At 30.0% G+C, this 18,999-nt stretch carries 13 protein-coding genes; all 13 read right to left on the reverse strand.

Annotated features, from left to right (window positions below; genetic code table 11):
- Positions 1-8: 8 nt before the first annotated feature.
- The 13 genes from ACKTST_RS07310 to ACKTST_RS07370 all read right to left on the reverse strand — a co-directional run bounded on the left by ACKTST_RS07310 (position 9) and on the right by ACKTST_RS07370 (position 18,985).
- Positions 9-449, reverse strand: a complete 441-nt coding sequence (locus ACKTST_RS07310) for a Panacea domain-containing protein (RefSeq protein WP_408047093.1) — start codon at positions 447-449, stop codon at positions 9-11.
- A gap of 73 nt (positions 450-522) precedes the next feature.
- On the reverse strand, positions 523-3,366 hold the full coding sequence (locus ACKTST_RS07315; RefSeq protein ID WP_408047094.1) for a type I restriction endonuclease subunit R: 2,844 nt from the start codon (positions 3,364-3,366) through the stop codon (positions 523-525).
- 188 nt (positions 3,367-3,554) lie between these two features.
- Positions 3,555-4,301: a DUF3800 domain-containing protein gene (locus tag ACKTST_RS07320; RefSeq protein WP_408047095.1), complete on the reverse strand. Its 747-nt coding sequence runs from the start codon at positions 4,299-4,301 to the stop codon at positions 3,555-3,557.
- 14 nt (positions 4,302-4,315) lie between these two features.
- On the reverse strand, positions 4,316-5,551 hold the full coding sequence (locus ACKTST_RS07325; RefSeq protein WP_408047096.1) for a restriction endonuclease subunit S: 1,236 nt from the start codon (positions 5,549-5,551) through the stop codon (positions 4,316-4,318).
- Between the two features lies 1 nt (position 5,552).
- Entirely contained in the window at positions 5,553-7,154 is a 1,602-nt protein-coding gene (locus tag ACKTST_RS07330; RefSeq protein WP_408047097.1) for a type I restriction-modification system subunit M, read from the reverse strand.
- 90 nt (positions 7,155-7,244) lie between these two features.
- The gene (locus ACKTST_RS07335; protein WP_408047098.1) at positions 7,245-9,530 is read right to left on the reverse strand and encodes a DUF3987 domain-containing protein; all 2,286 of its coding nucleotides are present in this window, start codon (positions 9,528-9,530) and stop codon (positions 7,245-7,247) included.
- 18 nt (positions 9,531-9,548) lie between these two features.
- Positions 9,549-9,842, reverse strand: a complete 294-nt coding sequence (locus ACKTST_RS07340; protein ID WP_408047099.1) for a helix-turn-helix domain-containing protein — start codon at positions 9,840-9,842, stop codon at positions 9,549-9,551.
- A 183-nt stretch (positions 9,843-10,025) separates the two neighbouring features.
- Positions 10,026-12,008, reverse strand: a complete 1,983-nt coding sequence (locus ACKTST_RS07345) for a hypothetical protein (RefSeq protein ID WP_408047100.1) — start codon at positions 12,006-12,008, stop codon at positions 10,026-10,028.
- Between the two features lie 3 nt (positions 12,009-12,011).
- Positions 12,012-13,229, reverse strand: coding sequence for a tyrosine-type recombinase/integrase (locus tag ACKTST_RS07350; RefSeq protein ID WP_408047101.1), 1,218 nt, complete (start codon positions 13,227-13,229; stop codon positions 12,012-12,014).
- A gap of 597 nt (positions 13,230-13,826) precedes the next feature.
- A complete protein-coding gene (locus tag ACKTST_RS07355) occupies positions 13,827-14,435 on the reverse strand; it encodes an alpha-ketoglutarate-dependent dioxygenase AlkB family protein (protein ID WP_408047102.1) in 609 nt (202 codons plus the stop codon).
- 134 nt (positions 14,436-14,569) lie between these two features.
- Entirely contained in the window at positions 14,570-15,769 is a 1,200-nt protein-coding gene (locus tag ACKTST_RS07360; RefSeq protein ID WP_408047103.1) for a hypothetical protein, read from the reverse strand.
- An 85-nt stretch (positions 15,770-15,854) separates the two neighbouring features.
- A complete protein-coding gene (locus tag ACKTST_RS07365) occupies positions 15,855-18,302 on the reverse strand; it encodes a M1 family aminopeptidase (RefSeq protein WP_408047104.1) in 2,448 nt (815 codons plus the stop codon).
- A gap of 122 nt (positions 18,303-18,424) precedes the next feature.
- On the reverse strand, positions 18,425-18,985 hold the full coding sequence (locus ACKTST_RS07370; protein ID WP_408047105.1) for a DUF4252 domain-containing protein: 561 nt from the start codon (positions 18,983-18,985) through the stop codon (positions 18,425-18,427).
- Positions 18,986-18,999 lie beyond the last annotated feature (14 nt).

The raw sequence follows: 18,999 nt of genomic DNA on the forward strand, positions 1-18,999 counted from the left end.
CGTTCATCTTATGCAGTTAAAAATTGCTCAAAATGATTTTTAAGTTTGTCTAATGTTATCTCATTAGTCATTTGTGTTGAAATCCAAGGTTCTTCTGAATGAGTCATATTCATAAGTTTAATTGCAGAAAACTGATTAAAATAAGTAAAAACCTCATCAACCATTTTCTTTTCATTCTCATTAAGGGTAACAACCTCATCAACTACATCTAATGGAATACCATTAGAACCAAAATATTTAAAATTATGGTAAACATCCTTTACAACAGGACCATACTGCCACGCATAAATATTATCTTCAAAAAGTTTTTCGCCAAATTTTGCATAATAAAAACCTTGGCAATAATAAAGCAACTTTTGAAGTTTCATATTGCTTAATAACTCACCACCTTCCTCTGGATTAGTTTTAGAAATTAAGTATTTTGATATGTCTATTGCTGTGTGTGGCATATGATGTATTATTATTGCAAATATATTACATTTTCCTTACATAAACAGCTATAAACAAAAGATATACCAAACCTTAATTATCTATACCATTAATAAAAGTCTTTACAAAGTCTTTTATTTTTTCGGTTATTCTGTTGCTTATAGATTCACGATGTAAGACACTTGGTTGTTTTTCTAATGCTTCGATTACCTCATCTTCGGTTGCCATTCTACCTGTAAACAAATAATCGTTTATAATGTCTTCTACTTTGTCTTGTTTTAATGCTTCTACTGTGCTTAATTCTTGTAGTGCCTTTTTAGTTTCTTCTTGCCAATAGGTTTTAAATTCATCTTCAACAGCTTCACTATCGTTTATTTTAGGAAGATTGTTTTGAATAAATTTTTCTATTAATTCTCTTTTACTTCTTAGCGTAGATTCTCCAGCTAATAAATCTAATATTTGTTTTTTCTGTTTTGCGTGGTCATTTGGTTTTGCTTCTTTTAATTGTGCTAACAACTGCATAATGTAGGTTACGTTTATTTCGTCTTTATGCAATAGTTCTATTTCAAAATCTATTTCGTTTAATATCGATACTTTTTGTTTTTGAGTATTGAATCTAATTTTATCATTTAATTCTAAGTATTTAGAAGAAAAATTTTGAAATTCTTGCGCAGACATAGGTACATCATCAAAAGTAAATTCTGTAAAGGAATCTAAGATGTTTTTTAAACGCATAATATTTCTAAATGCTTTCGCAAATTCTAACTCATCTTCTTCAGTTACTAACTCATTTACACTATTTGGAGTAGGTGTTAATGCCATTAATCTTGCATACGCTTCTTCAAAAAACGCAAGTTGTTCTTTATATGGCGCAATGGTAATGGTTTCTTTAGCTGAAAGATTAGAGAACAAACGTACTGCATCGTCTGTATTTTGTTTTAAATTACGAAAGGTTACTATATTACCTTGCGATTTACTATCGTTTAATATCCTGTTAGTACGTGAATAGGCTTGTATTAAACCGTGATATTTTAAGTTTTTATCTACATACAAGGTGTTTAGTGTTTTACTATCAAACCCTGTTAAAAACATATTTACTACTAATAAAATATCTATTTCTTTATTACGTACTCTTTTAGATATATTGGTTTTATAGTTTAAAAATGATTTAGCGTCGTTGGCTGAATGTGCATCGTTAAACATTACATTATAATCTGCAATAAACTCATCTAATTTATCTCTTACGGATTGGTTTACAGGTGCATCATCTGAAACATCTTCTTCTGTAATATTGCCATCTATGGTTTCTACTTCTGGGTTTGCTGCATAAGAGAAAATCGTTGCAATTTTATAATTATGTTCTCCTGCTTGTTTTTTAGCTTTAAATAGCTCGTAATATTTAATTAATACATCTACACTACTTACGCAAAACATTGCTGTAAACTGTTTGCTATTGGTTTTACAGTAATGATTTTTAAGTATGTAATTGGTAATTGTTTCTAAATAAGCATCACTTTCGTAAACTTCTTTTGTATCTATAGCTTCTACTTTTATATCTTCTTCATCTTGAATTTTCTTTTTAAATACATTGTAGTATTCTATTGAAAATTTTAATACATTTTCATCTCTAATAGCGTCTGTAATTACATACTTATGCAAACACTCGTGAAATAAATTTGCTGTTGTTTGTTTTATACTTTTTACACTTAAAGCATTTTCTTCAAAAATTGGTGTTCCTGTAAAACCAAATAATTGATGATTGGTAAAAAAGTTTACAATAGCCTTGTGTGTTTCTCCAAATTGAGAACGATGACACTCATCAAAAATAAAAATGGTTTTATCGTCTTTAATTTTTTCTATTTGATTTTTAAATGCTGTTTTTTTTATGGCAACATTTAATTTTTGAATCGTAGTTACTATTAACGGTCTTGTTGGGTCTAAAAAGTGTTTTACTAATGTTTTGGTATCTTCTGTTCCATCAATACTTTCTTTATCAAAAGCTCTAAACTCTTTTACGGTTTGGTCGTCTAAATCTTGCCTATCTACTACAAATACTACTTTTTTAATTTTAGGGTTATTGGTTAGTAGTTGACTTGTTTTAAAAGATGTTAGTGTTTTACCTGAACCTGTAGTATGCCATATATAACCGTTTTTATCGCTGTTTTTAACTCTGTCTATAATAGCCTCTACTGCATAAAATTGGTAGGGTCTAAGCACCATTAAAATCCTGTCTTTTTCGTGCAACACTATATACTTTGTTATCATTTTAGCTATATGACAAGGCTCTAAAAAGACATTGGCAAATTTATCTATTTGGGTAATGCGTTTATTGGTTTTATCACTCCAATAGCTTGTAAATTTATAACTAGGCATTTTACCTTGTTTAAAGGTGTTGGCATAGTATTTTGTGTTTTCGCCATTACTAATTACAAAAAGTTGTACGTAATTAAACAATGCATTGTTAGATGCAAAAGATTCTTGTTGATACCTGCATACTTGCCTATGTGCTTCTTTCAATTCTACACCTCTACGCTTTAATTCTATTTGCACTAATGGTAAGCCATTAATGAGAATAGTTACATCGTAACGGTTTTCTCGTTTGCCGTTAATAGTAATTTGATTGGTTACTTGGAATTGATTTTGACACCAGAAGTCTTGATTAATAAATTCTATATATGCTTTATTTCCATTGTCTTTTTGCAATACATATTTATCTCGTAAGGTTTTGGCTTTATCGAAGATGTTACCTTTAGACAAGTGGATAACTATTCTTTCAAATTCTGAAGCTGTAAACGTTGTTTTATTGTGCTTTTCTAATTGTGTTTTTAAGTTGCTTAATAAATCATCTTCTGTTTTTATAACAACTGATTTATGGCCTAAACTAATGAGTTGGCTTATTAAATTATTTTCTAATACTTGTTCTGGCTGTGTTGTCAATTAATTGATTTTTAAATATTTATAACAAATTTGGCATAAATTTTGCAAATTTTACATATATATTACGTATATTTGTAATACAAAATAAGATATTGTACTTTGTATATAAAAATATAAGTCGACTCGATTAAAGCCGTTTGCTTTAATAGGGCCGCGACAAAATCCTCGGTTTTTGAACCGAGGTTTTTTTATGCTCTAACTATACCCAAATCATCTGATTTACTCGCTTTTTTTAATAAAATCGGCTCTAATTTATTAAATTGATATTCTAATCCAAACTTCTTTAAACTACCTTTTGGAAACTCTTTTCTATAGAGTAAATGAGCAATAACATCTACTGTTTGAATAAAATAGGATTGATTAGAATTTCTGGAAAAAGGATCTTCTAATATGTTATTTATTGGTGCATTATAAGAACCTTCTGTAAAATGCGATGGTGTTGGATTGTAAATTCTTAATTTACGTTGTAAATTTTGTAATTTAATACTATCAGTATCATCTACAATTACTACACCTTTATCTTTAGCTTCCTTTTTCAAGTAAGTATCGAATCTTTGTAATAGCCTTGACCAAGCTAAAGCAAAAATATCCCTATCTGGATAATCTTCTATTTTTAAACAAATATTTATCACTTTAGCGTTACTAAAAATTATAGGTATTTGTGTTGCATAATCTTTAAGAATATTAATTCTATTTGATTTAGTAATTTTTTGATATTCTTTTAAACTACCAATCCTAATTAGTTCTGAAGCGTGAATTTCAAGCCTTTGATTTAAGCCATATTTCTTATAAATAGATTTTCTAAATGTTTTTAAACGCTCTAGATATATAGACCAATCTTCTTGAGACACCACTAAACCTGATAAAATAAAATGTGGTGAGCTATGTTTATGTTTACCCGGGTCACCACTTTCATCAACATATAAGAAATGCATACTTTTTAATTTTTTTAAACAAACATTTGTTGTAATAAGCCTTTTTTAAAGGCTTTACTATTTTCTATTTTGGTATTTAAGGCTTCTATTTTTATATCTATATCTGATAAGAAATTTGCTATTTTGGTTTGTTCTTCAATTGATGGTAAAAAAACCTTTAATTTAAGAAATGAAGATTTTGATATATTATATCTGGTACTACCTTGAGCTAAAGGAATCATTTTTTTTCTAAAATTATTACTCCTAAAAAGAAACTGACTAAATGATGGATATAACACAGTTTGCAATACTCTAAATCCGAAACAAAAACTATTAAGATATATTTCTTCAGCTTCATCTAACAACACAGATGCCGTACCTATTTCATTTGGTGTTTCGGAAGATGTAGTAAAAAATACATCACCATATTGCATTTTGGTTTGATTATCTGAAGGTGTGATTTCAACGAAACCACAATCTTCAATATTAATTTTTGAACTATCAAATATCTGTTTGTATTGAATATAAGGTTTACCACTTCCAAAGTTTTCTTTTGTTTTACCTGTTAGACCGTTTAAGGTTACACCTAAATCACATAATTTCTTCACTTCCCATTTAGGAAACTCATTACCATTATCATCTTTAAACCGTAGTTCTTGATTAAAGATTTTTTGCATTATGCCTTTTTTGTATTGCTCTAAAAGGTCTTTCTTTTTAGTTAGTTTGGTAATTTTATCATCTACATCTGATAAAAATGATGCTATTTTTTGTTGTTCTTTATTAGATAAAGGTATTTTTATATTGAATTTTTTTAAATCTTTTAAACTCAATGTTTTTTGAGTTGAGCCAACAACTTTCTTATTAACTTGATTTTGGAATGTATTTGTTTTTATTAAAGAATGAAGAAAAACGCTATCTATTTTTGACTGTAAGAGAACTGTATTTTGACCTAAACAAACTTCATCATTTGTTTTTAATATTATTGTAAAGCCACAAGTACCAACTCTTGATATGATTATATCATTTTTCTTTGGCTTATACTTTTTGGTAAATTCTTTGAAAACACTTTCTGTTACTCTTAAACATTTATCTAAATTTAGATTACCATTATTAACATCAGTCACTCTTATCATTGGGTAACCATTTTCAGAATATGATTTTGGTGTTTGATGTAACGAATCATATACATTTACAATTTCCTCTAATTTTGTTTTTTTCCATTCATCTGCAAACTCTGGAAACCTCAATTTTGGTATTAATTGCTTTTCCATATTAAAAAGGCGTTTTAATATTTAACTCTTTACAATAGGAAGCAATACGTTTATCGGTTTCTGCAATTTCTATATCTAATGCTTGTATTTCTTCTGCAACTGCATTAATATCAATAGGTTCTTCCTCTTCGAAAGTATCTACATAACGTGGTATGTTTAGGTTATAATCGTTATCTTTTATTTCTTGTAACGTTGCTCTATAACTGTATTTATCTATTATCGCTCTGTTAGTATAGGTATCTACAATTTTATTTATATGCTCTGGTAACAGTTTGTTGTCTTTACCTTGCTTTTCAAACTCATTACTTGCATCTATAAATAATACATCTTCGTTAACTTCTCTACATTTTTTAATCACCAAAATACACGTTGGTATACCAGTACCGAAAAAGATATTTGCAGGTAAGCCAATAACTGCATCTATATAGTTTCTATCTTCTATTAAGTAACGCCTTATATGTGCTTCACTACTTCCTCTAAATAATACACCGTGAGGTAACACCGTTGCCATTATACCGTTTTCATCTAAATGATGAATCATATGCTGTACAAATGCGAAATCTGCTTTTGTTTTAGGTGCTAACTTACCATACTGACTAAATCTATCATCTGTACTAAAAATACCTTTTGCACTCCATTTAGCAGAAAATGGTGGATTTGCGACAATAGCTTCTGCACGTAGCTCTATACCCATATGTTGAGGCTCTTCTAAAGTATCTTCTTGTTTAATATCAAACTGACGATAATTTACACCGTGTAGAATCATATTCATACGTGCCAAGTTGTAAGTTGTTCGGTTTAATTCTTGACCATAAAACATACCTACATCATCTACTTCTTTGGCTACACGCAATAGTAATGAACCTGAACCACAGGTTGGATCATATACTGATTTTAAACGCTTTTTACGAGTAGTTACAATTTTTGCTAATATGGTAGATACTTCTTGTGGTGTGTAAAATTCCCCTGCTTTTTTACCTGCACTTGCTGCGAATTGCCCAATAAGAAACTCGTAAGCATCACCCAATAAATCACTTTCGGTATCTTCTAATTGAAAATCGATTTCGTCTAAATGAGTAATGATTTTTGCGATAGTTTCATTTTGCGCTTTTACGGTTCTACCTAATTTACCAGAGGTTAAATCTAAATCTTCAAATAGTTTTACAAAATCATCTTCTGACTCTGTACCCATTGTACTTTGCTCAATATTGGTAAGAATACGTTCTAAATCTTCAATAATGAAAAACTGTTTAGCTTCATCAATTTCATTCGTTTGGATTTCTGATAAGTTATTTCCTTTTTGAGCAATAGAAGTAAATAATTCACTTGGTTTTAAAAAATAACCTAATTCTTTAATACAGGCTTTTTTAACAGCTTCTATATATAACTTACCATTATCTGAATTTTCATCTAATTGCTCGTAAGTTAAATTATCTGGTTCTAGTATTTTATTAGCGTAGATATGTAGTTTTTCTGATAGGTATTTAAAGAAGATAAAGCCCAAGATGTAGTTTCTATAATCATCTGCATCCATTTTACCTCGTAAGAGGTTAGCAATAGCCCATAATTGTTTTTCAAGTAACTTTTTTTGTTCTTCTGACATTGATTGATATAGTGTATTTTAAAAATGTTAAAAATATAAATCTTTTAAAGATAAACCGCAAGGGAAATGAGGAAAGTGAGGGAAATAATACTAAACCTCCGCAGTTCCCTCGTTTCCCTCATTTTCTTCTTTTGATGGGTTGTAGTAATTGCCTTGTGATTCTCTTACTAAAAAGTTGGTTTTGTAAAGATTAGTGATATAACGCTCTGCTGTTTTTTGCGTTATATCTAATTTAGATGCATAGCTGATATAATCTTGTGTAGAAAAACGTAATGGTAAACTATCTATAAATTGTTCTTTTTTGTTTTTGTAGTTTATAGCTGTTTTATCAACCGGTAAACTAGAATACACTTTGCTACTATGTTTTATTAAGGCTTTTACGATAGTTAATGTAGATTGAAAATCTTCATCAGAACAGTACAAAGGATTTGAAACATCGCCTGTTTCTAATATCCTTAAAACAGTTAAAATCATACTAATTCTAAACGCAATTATACCCATTCTTTTAATAGAAGAATTGTATTCTAAAGGATTTACATTTAGATAGTATAAATTAATTTTTGAAAAAAATTGATTAAATACTTCTTGCTGTTCTTCTGTATATGAAAACTGAATTTCAGTATTTGTGATTAGTTGTCTGTATAACTCATAAAATTCATTACCTAATTGATCGTAATACTCATTTAAGCCTTTTTTAGTGTTAATTGCAAAAACGTTTTTCCAAGTCGTACTTGTTGGCATTTGATAAAACATAAAGCGACTGAATAAACCATTTTCTGCATTTGGCATTAATGCTAAAACTTGTTTTGGTGTTCCTGTTAGTGCACAAGACAAACAAGGCTCTTCAATCTCTACATATTCTCTATCTGTTCTTCGAAAATATTTTATTGTTTCGTGATGAAATGCATTTCTAAAACCATCGGAATAATCGCCATAATCTGTTTTAAAGTTTTTAGCTAATGTATCTGCTTCGGTTTCAAAAATCAGCCCTCTGCCTTTACTATCATACAATAATTGAAACATACCTGTTGAACTATTATTTGCAGGAATAAACAACATTCTAATAGGTGGTTTTTGAGGTTTCTTTAAGTTTTCATCTTTCGCTTTGTTCTTGTTGTATTGCGCTAACTCTGCATTATATTCAGCTTCCATTAGTTTAGCTTCTTCACGCATTGCTTTGTGAATTTTATAAACCAATCTTTTACAAAATTTTAATTTACCTTTTCCTGAAGCTGCTGCCGCTGTAACAAATAAATATAAATTAGAATATACTTTATCGCCATCATAGATACCGTATATTTTAGGCAAACAAGCACTTATAGCTGTTATAGCACCTAATATCATTATATCCTTTTCCTGGTCTGTTTTTGTATGCTTAACTACTTGTTGAAGGAATTGCGGAAGTTGAGGAATTAAGGAAGTTGAGAATGTTGGACTATCTGAATAATCTTCTGAATTGGTTTCTTCATTTGGTATTAATACTTTTTCTTCAATAGCTTCTTTATATGCTTTGATATTATTTTGGTGAGCCATATAGTAAAATGTAGAAATATTTACTCCTGTGCCTTTCGCTTTTAAACAATTAGTGTATTGTTTATCGCATTCTTGATAATTGTAGTTAATATAAAACCTGCTAATTCTGTGATAGTAATCTCTTCCTGCTTCTCCATATTCTTCTGAAATTGCAAAACCTAAATTTCTCCACGTTTCATAATTTCCTGTAATATCAGTTGCTGTTTTTTCTATTTCAGATATATAGGCTTCAATATCATTACTTATTGAATTATTCTGTTTTATTGGAATTGGTTTTTCTTCTTCTAATTTTATACTGACTTCGAAAATATCTGCATTTGAATTAATAAAACAGTCTTCATCATAAGACATAAAACATAAGCGACAAATATCACTTCCAGAGGTATCTATATCTATATTTAAGGCTTGTTCATAATAGGCCACAACTTGGTTGTAGGCTTCTTTGTGATGCTCTTTAGTAGAACTAACTTTTACAATAATTTTAAAACCTTTACCACTAGGACTAATAAATGACGCATAGGTGTAAGGTGCTAAACGTGTGATTTGTTTAACCTCTTTTAATTGAGATTCTGAAAGTTTATCAATATCCAAAATTACATATTGGCTGTAAGTATCTATTTTGTCTATACTTCTACCATTGCTAAAAGTACCTGATACTGTAAACGCCTGTAATTGCTTTTTTAATTGGTCTGCTTCCTTTTTATTGTCATTAGATAGTAGGTTTCTTATATCGCTTATTTTGGCTTTATAAGTACCTATTTTAATATCATTAAGGATTATTTCTAAAGGCTTATCCTCAACCTTATAAATGAAGTCGTTAAAGACTGATACGGCAACTTGCATAACTTTAAGATTTAAGGATTAGTAATTATTTCTTTTTGTTGTGAATGCTTTACGATAGTTATTATCTAATAACTTTTGCACATCACTCATTCTATAATAGATTTTTGAGCCTATTTGTGAAAATGAAATAACGCCTTCATCACGCCAACTTTGGCTAGTTCGTTTGCTAATATTCATTAGCTGGATAAATTCTTGATTGTCTAAAAAAGTGTCTTGAGGATTTTTCTGTTTCTCTTCTAGTTTTTTGTTTAGCTCGTCTAAACGATTAACTAAATCTTTGTACTGTTGGGTGCTTAAAATGATTGCTTCCATTTGAATAAAATTTTATGATTATGGAAACAAATTTTGGCAGAAATAGAGCCTCAAAATACTTTACAAACAAGGGTTTATAGTAAGGTGTAGAGTGTAGAGTATTAGCAGAAACAGTTAACCTAAAAGAGTTTAACTGTAGTTTTTGGGTAAAATATTTTAATACTGCTCTTTAAGTGTAGAGTGTCATTTTAGTGTATTTAATGCTAAATCGATGTTTTTAGAAGTAGTAGGAGCTTTTTGCCCTTTAAATTTATACCTATCAAATGGACTACCATCTTCTTGAACAAAACAAATAGTAGTAACTTCCCATTGCTTTTGCTTTAAGTTTACAACAAGTTTTAGTTTATTATGTAACTGACTAATGAAATAATACAACTCACTAATATTACCAGTCCAAACAATAGGCTTTTCAATTGTTTCACCGCTAAATACTTTTCTAAAGTCTTTTAGGTCTGTATCATTTGCTATAAAACCTTTAGTAATTAAAGATTCTTTTAAAGCTGTTAAGTTTGATTGCCCTGTGAGATTATTTATATAGGTAAATGAGTGGTATTTCGATTTTGATACTGTTTTCGGCTTCTCAATAATTTCTTTTTTACCACTACCAATTAAGCCATTTTTAAAGTCTTGTAATATGTTTTCTGTAGCTTCTTTGTATTTGTTAAAATGTGATTCATAGTGTTTCCATACGTGCATTGCGTATTTTGACATATACGACTCTTCTTTGTATTCCATATAATTAGGAAACCAATAAGTGCCGTAATACAACCTCTTAAATGCTTCTGCTCTTTTTTCTGGTGTATGGGTTTTAAATTGATTTACTGATAATGTGAGGTATTTATTAATTTCAAAGTCGTTTAATGGCTTTATTCTTTCATATAAGGATTTTAAAAACTCATTGTATAAGTTGCCAGAAATAAAGTTATCAAAATACATAGGGTCAAAAGTGTATTTTTCCCATTCATCATCAAGTTTACGTTTGTATTCTACCGCTTCTATTGCTAAACGTTTTTCTAATTCTTCTACAATAAAAAGATATACAGGTTCATCGTTTTGGTAGTTGGTATAAGTCATTCTTGGGTTTAGAGTGGTTTTATTTGTTTTATCTACAGACTCTTTTAAGGCTTCTAAATACGACATAAAAAAAGATGCAACAAATACTGAAGAATAAGTTGATTTACCAGCTGTATAAATATTAAAATCACTTAACAACAACCTATCCCTTAAAATATTATCATACTCAATTATAACTTCTTTTGGTTTTGAAAAGCTTAAAATATTTTTAAGCCTTTTCACAATGGTTTTCGAAGTGTCACTATTGAAAAAGTTTTGAATTAAATTAATTTCTTTATTTAAAGCTTCTTTTTTAACATCTTCATCTAATTCATCAAAATCATTTAAAGCACTTCTAATTTCAGATTCAATACGTTCGTTAAAGAGTTTTTTTTGATGGTTTTCAATTTTTTCTATATGTTCGAAATCTAAATTCAACTTATATATTTCTGCCCAATGATCTGTTCTTTTATTTCTTCTTAATTCATTAAAAGTTACAGTACAATTCAACCATTTATCAATGTATTCTTTTTTATAGTCGGTCGTAAATAAGATTTCTTTAGTATAAACAATGTCTGGTTTTTCAAAGATTATAAAAACATCATACAACAAAATATCCTCTATGTATTTTACAATAACTTCAACGTAATTATTTAATGAAATAGACAATTCTTTAAGCGTTAATTCCTCATTATTAAAGTTATTATTAAAGTTCCGAAAGTCCTCATCTATTGAAGCTGAAACTAAATGTAAGCCCATTGCCGATATTTGGTTTTCAAGTATTAAAGATTCTTTTGGTTTTAAAACTCCTTCGTTAAGTTCCGATTTTATAATCCCTAGTAGTTCATTATAAATTACTTTAGCTTCTGTTTTAGATATATTCTTTTTCTGTTTTTTATCATTAAAATCTATTTTATACCCAATTGAAACTTCATTTTTAATCACTTCAGAAAATATACTTAAACTACTGTAACTAGAAAACAATAAGTCTTTTGCTTGATTTAAACCCTTTATTAATTCTGCCTTACTAACTTTTTCTTTATTAAGAATATTATTTAAAAACCTTACTTCTTGCAGTGTGCTTTTAAAACTATCAAATATTATTTTTGTCATAGCTTAATTGATATATTTATCTACAGCATTATCCAATTCACTACTAATAATTTTTGCATACACTTGTGTAATACCAATATCTGAATGGTCCATAAGTTTAGAAACGTGTTCTATACGCATACCATTGTTTAATGCCCTTGTAGCAAATGTATGTCGGCTAATATGAAAGGATAAATTAAAAGGCAGTTCTAATTCTTCACCCATTCTGCTCAAATACATATTACTTAATGAAATCGCTCTATTGGTTATTAAACTTCTGTGTTCTCTATCTTTAAAATATAACTCGTCAACTTTTGCAAATGGAAAAATTATATCGTTTTGCTTTTGGTCTTGGGTTCTGTATTTCTCTAAAATATCAACCGCTTTTTGACCTATCCTAATACTATGCTGTCTTTTCGTTTTTCGTATCGTTTTTGTGATTCTGTGATTTTTGCTATCGTAATGCTTCCATTGTAATTCGATAACATCGCCAAAACGTAACCCTCCAGAAAAAACAGAAAAGATAAACATATCTTTAATAACTTGTGCTTTGTGCTGTTGTGGAACTTCTAAATTAATAAAGGCTTCAAACTGTTCTTCGTTTAAATAGCGTTTTGTAGTCTTATTTTTCTTTACTTTAAATTTGGTAAAAGGTACAAGCTCATTGGATATTAAATCTTCTTTTTTAGCTTCTCTAAACATTAAGTTTAGGATTCTAAACGCATAATTTATAGTTGTGTTATTGTTGCCTAATTTAGAACTGCAATGTGATGCATAATCTTTTAAGGTTGTAGCTGTAATATCATCAAACATTATTTCACGATGCCCAACAAACCTTTCAAATTTTTCTATGTTGTTTTTATAGCTTCTGTAAGTAGATAGCGTAACAGTATCTTTAAGCTTCTCGCACCTATCATAAGCAAACTCAAAAAAGTTAATTAAGGGTTTACCCTTAATAGCCTCTTTTATTCTTCTTGCTGATGTAGATTGATTTCTTCTTTCAAGGTCTGCAATCTCTCCTTCTGCATCTGCTATTTTTCTTGAAATGTATGCGTTTAACCTTGTTGAAGATTTATGATTCTTCTTTACTTTTTGCTTATCTTCATCCCATTCATTAGGCTGTAATTTTACACTTAATGAAATGAATTTAGTTTTTCTGTTTTTGATTACTCGTAAATAAAGAGGTGCAAGTCCAGCTTTATCGATCTTGTTGTTTCTTAATACTACTTTAATTGAAGACATAAAACCCTGGTTAATAAGCGGTGCAAATGAGTGCAACGCAATACGAAGGTACAACAATAGGTACAACAAACCTAACTTTTAGTAGCATTTTATTGCATTATTTTGCATTGCCTAAAAACACAAAACCCTTATATATAAAGGGTTTGAAAGCAAAAAAGTAAAAATGAGTGATATTACTATATAACAATGTATAACCGCAATTACGGCGGATTCGACTACGCCCGAATCCACTCGGAATTGCTAAAGTCAGTGTTTAATTCGAAAAGTTTTGGCTATTTTAGCCGTAACTGACGGTTATACGAAACCGTTGTATTGAATTCAGCTAAAGCTGACCTATGTTGCTACGTTTTGCGCTCCGCTTAAACTCTCGCCCCACAGGAAATTCAATTCAACGACCTGCTAAACCAAATTGCTTTTTAAACTTACTTTTTCAATACTCCCCGCAACTTTAGCTGCCCATCGAGGGAAAACTCAAAACAACATAAGCTAAAATCAATTTGGTAACGTTCTACTTGTCTTTAATCTTTTTTATGAATAAATTCACCAAAAAAAATTAAACCCAGAACGTAACTGCGTTTAGCAGGTCGATAGCGAAACCTACTTTACAATCGTTCTAAAAGTTAAGTTCACTCGTGGTCGGTGAACTTTTTTTGTAGGTGGTAAACGATGTAACCAATGTGTTTGTGTTTCATCTTTCATAACCAACAACGAACCATGTTGTAACACTAACGAAACTACTTCTTTGGTTTGTTTGTGTTTAAATCCGAATTTACGTTCTGCTCCTAAAGTTACCGAAGCTATGGCTCCGTTTTTCTTTAAATCTTTTTCCCCATCACTATGCCACGCCATACCTTCTGAACCATCATGATATAAATTCAGCAAGCAAGAATTATAGGTTTCGTTTGTTTCTTTTTCTACCAACGCTTTTAACTCCAACAATTCTTTGGTAAATGCTAAGGCTACTTTAGTGGTGTTAGAATATGAATACTCAAAAGGTTGTTCTGCATACCACGCTACTTTACGTTTGGTAACCATTCGTTTACCAAAAATAATAGCTTCATCGTTTCGCCACTCTATTGAGTTTAACAACATCTCGTAATAAGCATCGGCTTCTTGTTGAGACAACACAATTCCGTGATAGTGAACTGTTCCATCTTTTGGAAGTAAATTATGAGGTGTATCGTTAAATTGTGAGAATAAATCCATCACTGTAAAAATACAACTAAATAGTAAACGTCATAGCGAGGAGCAAAAGCGACGTGGCTATCATCTAATTAAGAAAAAAGATTCCTTCACTACCACTTCGTTTATACTCAGTGGTAGTTCGGAATGACGATAGTTTAATTTCTAAACTTATTTCTAGATATAATATGCTTCAGTTTTTGTTTTAAATCGGTTCCTGTATCGTATACCATTTGCTCGTTTGATGGAAATGGTACCGAGGTTTGATTTAATAAACTAATAAACGAATCTTCCAACGCTCTTTTGTCTCCATCATAATCGGCATAAACATGTTCAAAAACAAATTCGCTCTGAATAGGAAACTTTTGTAATAACTGATTGGTTCTATTATCAATGTATTTTACAACTCCGGTTACTCTACTACTTTTAAATTGCGTAAACTGATAAAAAGTACAACGAACTTTTTTAAACTTATCTACTTTTATCTTATTACCCAAACTGTCTTTTACAATATTTCCGTTAGTATCGTATAAATATTTAAAACCGTCTTTTATTTGTTTTTCTTTAATAACTTCTTTTTCACGAACCTGTTCTGGCGAAATAGAAATATCTCTAAAATCTAGTTCTAAATCAAAGTCATATCTAATATTTCTATCTTTATTTGCGTGATATTGCGTCCATAAATCATCCAATCCGTAGGTATCAATAGCTAATAAATCGTTTTCTAATCTTCTTGGAATAATTTGATTCGTTCTATTTCTTACTGAAACAAATACAAAATCGGTTCCCTTAGCGTGTGCTTCTTCAATTAAATTACGTGCATCTTTATAATTCGGACTCACACTTTCTAAATGTCTTAACTCATCAAAAGCTCGTCTGTAATTTAGTTTATTGCTTCTTCCGTCTTCTAATAAAGCAACTCCGTTTTCATATAAATAACTCGCGTAGTTTTCTTTCGACTCTATAATTTTATCTTCATAATTTACCATATCGAATTGTGCATTTCTTCCAGAAGATAAAATACGAAGTGGCAGCAATGGTTTTATACGTTCTTGTCTATTATTCAATCGTTTGTAAAGATTGTAAATAGATTCTAAGTTTTCAGGATTTTGTTCTTTTTCTAAAAAAGAAATTCGTGCTAAATCTCTATCAGTTGCTTTTGCAAAAGCTTCTTGAAGCATGATTACATAAGGCTGATTTTTCTCCTTCGTTTTGTTCTTCGCTAAATTTTCAACAGATAAAGAAATTGCTTTTTCGTAATTACCAGAATTGATAGCTTTTTCGGTAGTTTTTACGCTACTACACGAAGCCAATACTAGTACAGAAAAAATAGATAGTAGGGTAGTTTTTTTTATCATAAAGTTTAAGTTTCAGAAGAAATTTCAATTTCTGTGCCAAAACTAAGTATTCTTTTTAACTTAAACTTTATGAATGCAAGGTATTTTACTCAAGTAACTTAGCCATAGCTATTTGTATAATTCTTAAATTATTTTCTTTACTTGATGGATTGTTTGATTTTTGCAATTGTGCCATTTGACGAAGCAAGTTTACCCCTACTTTATCAAAACTATATTGTTTGTATTGCAATCCTTTCGCTACAATATCATCTGATAAATTTTCAATTGCTTCTGAATTATCACTTTTTGAAATTTTATCAAACGCTTTTTTATATAACGCTTGTGTTTTTTTATTTTGACTTAAAAACATTCCCGACATCACATTGCTTGCAATAAAAGCCAACTCTTCATCATCATTTTCTTCTAAATAAATACGTGTTAACGGAGTTGCGATAATCTTTTTTACTTCAGATGGTAATGTTTTTGATTTTTCAATCGCTAATTGCTTATCTACATAATACATTCCTACTAACGATTTTCCTAAAACAGAGTACGATTTACTTTCTAACCCTTTTTCAAAAACTGCTTTTAACTTCGGATCTGTTAGCTTTCCTAAAGTTTCAATAGCTGCAGCTTGCACCAATGTTTTTGAATCTGTATTCGCAATTTTCATAATTTTATCAATTACATTTTGCTTAGAGTATTTATTGATAAGATTGATGTTTTCTAACGCTAAAATCCTGATTTTATAAAAATCATCACTCATCGCATTGGCAATTGCATTGAATGCTTTTTTATCGTCTTGATGCTTTGCTACTTCTAACAACGCTTCTCTTTTATGCATATAGTTTTCAGCATATTTTAATTGATGGATATAATCGCTCAACACTTTGTTTTCTGAAATATCACATAACAAAACACCATCAGCATTTACCTGAATTAAATCTGGATGTTTCGTAAACGGAAAAGTAAACGATGCATCTCTACCTTCTACAAAAACATTATGTCGTATGCGTTTGCTTCCTTCAAAAACATCAATTGCAAACGGAAACTTAAACTCGTTTATTTGAGATTGTATAATATTTACCGTCACTGTTTTTCGCAACTTATTATAATCGTACGATATATTCAATTTTGGATGTCCGCTATTAAAATACCATTGATTGAAAAACCAATTTAAGTCTTTACCTGTTACTTTTTCAAAAGCTAAACGCAATTGATGCGCTTCCCCTGTTCCGTATTTATTATCGGTTAAATAAGTATTTAAAGCAGTATAAAAAGCTTCATCACCTAAGTAGTTACGCAACATGTGTAAAATGGCTCCACCTTTGTTATAACTCACCGCATCAAACATATCTTCTTTATCTGCGTAGTTAAAACGAACTAAGTGTTTGTCGTAATTCTGTCCTTGTTTATATGCCTCAACATCTTCAAGCAAATGCGCATCGGCTTCATCTTTCCCATATTTATGTGCTAACCATAAATACTCACTATAATTAGCAAAACTTTCGTTTACTGTTAAATTACTCCAGCTTTCAGCAGTGACCAAATCACCAAACCAATGGTGAAACGCCTCGTGAGCAATCGTATTTTCTTGTACGTTTTCATCTACTAACTGCCCTGGTGTTTGATACGCTCTTTCGCCGTGAATTACCGCTGTGGTATTTTCCATTGCTCCACTCACATAATCGCGACCTACAATTTGTGAATATTTATTCCATGGATATTCAATTCCAGTAATCTTAGAAAAGAACGCTAACATTTCTGGTGTGTTCCCGAAAATATCTTTTGCATATGGTGCATATTCTTTCTCAACATAATATTCTACTGGAACATCTTTATATTTATCTTTAATAACCTCGTACTCTCCTACTCCCATAAAAAATAAATACGGAGCATGTTTTTGAGTGAAATTCCAATAATCGGTTCGAGTTCCATCAGCATTGGTTGTTTGTTTTTCTAATTTTCCGTTAGAAAGTGTTACATACTTTTGCGGAACGGTCATGTAAATTTCTTGCGATGTTTTTTGATTTGGAGCATCGATTGTTGGGAACCAACAGCTACTTGCTTCAGTTTCACCTTGGGTCCAAATTTGAGTAGGCTTGTTTTTGTCTAAGCCTGTAGGATTGATAAAATATAATCCTTTTGCAGAAGTTATAGCTGCACTTCCTTTTTGTTTCACTCTTTCAGGACGCGCTGTGTATTTTATGTATAATGTAAACTCTTCGTTTCTTTTGTACTTACGCGGTAAATCGATAATCAACTCATAATCATCATAATTATAATTAAGTGGTTGATTGTTCATTGTTACTTTATGGATTACCATAGCTTTTGCATCTAAGGTAACTTTATCGGTTTCATAAAAATGAGGCTTTAGCGTTACCCATTCTTCTCCATTCATTTCTTTTTCTTGAAAGTTAAAATCTACTTTTAACTTTGTATGAATTAAATTATGAACTTTATCTTTTTCTGCTCTGTAAATATTTGTAGTCTGTGAAAACAAACTCACAGAAAAAAGTGTAATAACAGTAACAAGGAGTTTTTGAAACTTCATATAGAATTAATTTAGATTTCAAAAATAGGAAAATATGCTGTGAGGCTTGTTAATGAGCCGTTAAAAAGAAAAAACCATCAGAAAACTGATGGTTTTTGTTATTTTATAAAAAGACTTCTTCTCTATTCTGTAGTTTCTGATGAAGTATTATTTTCATCAAAAATCTTTTTAAATTGTTTTAAATCTAGGTTACCCGCATCAATTTTTGCTTTTTGCACCATTTGTAAAATTTGACTCGGATTCATGTTTTCTCCTAAAATACGTGCAACTCCTACTCCCATTTCTTTTCCGTAACCAAAAGCTATTATTTCATCAATTGCATCTGCATCGCCTGAATAATAGATTGCTGCATTTGCTCCGTCTTTTTTAAACTTCATCAACTCTTTATAGCTTGATTTTTTTAAGATAGACTTTAATCTTTCTTTTTCAGCTTCGTAACTAGTTGCGTCTAAGTTCTTATACGGAACTCCTGTTATATTAATCTTTTTAATGCTTTCGTAAGCTTTTTTATCTTCTTCAGAAGCTTTATCTAAACTTAATTGTAATACGCTTGCTGGTACATCAAAAGTGATAAATCCTTCTTTTTCTTGACTCTCTACTAAATAAGTTTGTAAAGATTCATTTTTACAAGAAACCGTTACAAATGCAACTAATAGTAGTGAATATATAAGTAGTTTTTTCATTGTGTTTAGTTTTA

The organism is Tenacibaculum crassostreae (genome assembly GCF_964512405.1).
In the GTDB taxonomy this organism is placed as follows: domain Bacteria; phylum Bacteroidota; class Bacteroidia; order Flavobacteriales; family Flavobacteriaceae; genus Polaribacter; species Polaribacter crassostreae.

What these genes read in the sequence shown, in the direction of transcription:
- ACKTST_RS07310 (WP_408047093.1), bottom strand. Translation starts at nt 449, where the DNA reads ATGCCACACACAGCAATAGACATATCAAAATACTTAATTTCTAAAACT.
- ACKTST_RS07320 (WP_408047095.1), bottom strand. Translation starts at nt 4,301, where the DNA reads ATGCATTTCTTATATGTTGATGAAAGTGGTGACCCGGGTAAACATAAA.
- ACKTST_RS07325 (WP_408047096.1), bottom strand. Translation starts at nt 5,551, where the DNA reads ATGGAAAAGCAATTAATACCAAAATTGAGGTTTCCAGAGTTTGCAGAT.
- ACKTST_RS07330 (WP_408047097.1), bottom strand. Translation starts at nt 7,154, where the DNA reads ATGTCAGAAGAACAAAAAAAGTTACTTGAAAAACAATTATGGGCTATT.
- ACKTST_RS07335 (WP_408047098.1), bottom strand. Translation starts at nt 9,530, where the DNA reads ATGCAAGTTGCCGTATCAGTCTTTAACGACTTCATTTATAAGGTTGAG.
- ACKTST_RS07340 (WP_408047099.1), bottom strand. Translation starts at nt 9,842, where the DNA reads ATGGAAGCAATCATTTTAAGCACCCAACAGTACAAAGATTTAGTTAAT.
- ACKTST_RS07345 (WP_408047100.1), bottom strand. Translation starts at nt 12,008, where the DNA reads ATGACAAAAATAATATTTGATAGTTTTAAAAGCACACTGCAAGAAGTA.
- ACKTST_RS07350 (WP_408047101.1), bottom strand. Translation starts at nt 13,229, where the DNA reads ATGTCTTCAATTAAAGTAGTATTAAGAAACAACAAGATCGATAAAGCT.
- ACKTST_RS07355 (WP_408047102.1), bottom strand. Translation starts at nt 14,435, where the DNA reads ATGGATTTATTCTCACAATTTAACGATACACCTCATAATTTACTTCCA.
- ACKTST_RS07360 (WP_408047103.1), bottom strand. Translation starts at nt 15,769, where the DNA reads ATGATAAAAAAAACTACCCTACTATCTATTTTTTCTGTACTAGTATTG.
- ACKTST_RS07365 (WP_408047104.1), bottom strand. Translation starts at nt 18,302, where the DNA reads ATGAAGTTTCAAAAACTCCTTGTTACTGTTATTACACTTTTTTCTGTG.
- ACKTST_RS07370 (WP_408047105.1), bottom strand. Translation starts at nt 18,985, where the DNA reads ATGAAAAAACTACTTATATATTCACTACTATTAGTTGCATTTGTAACG.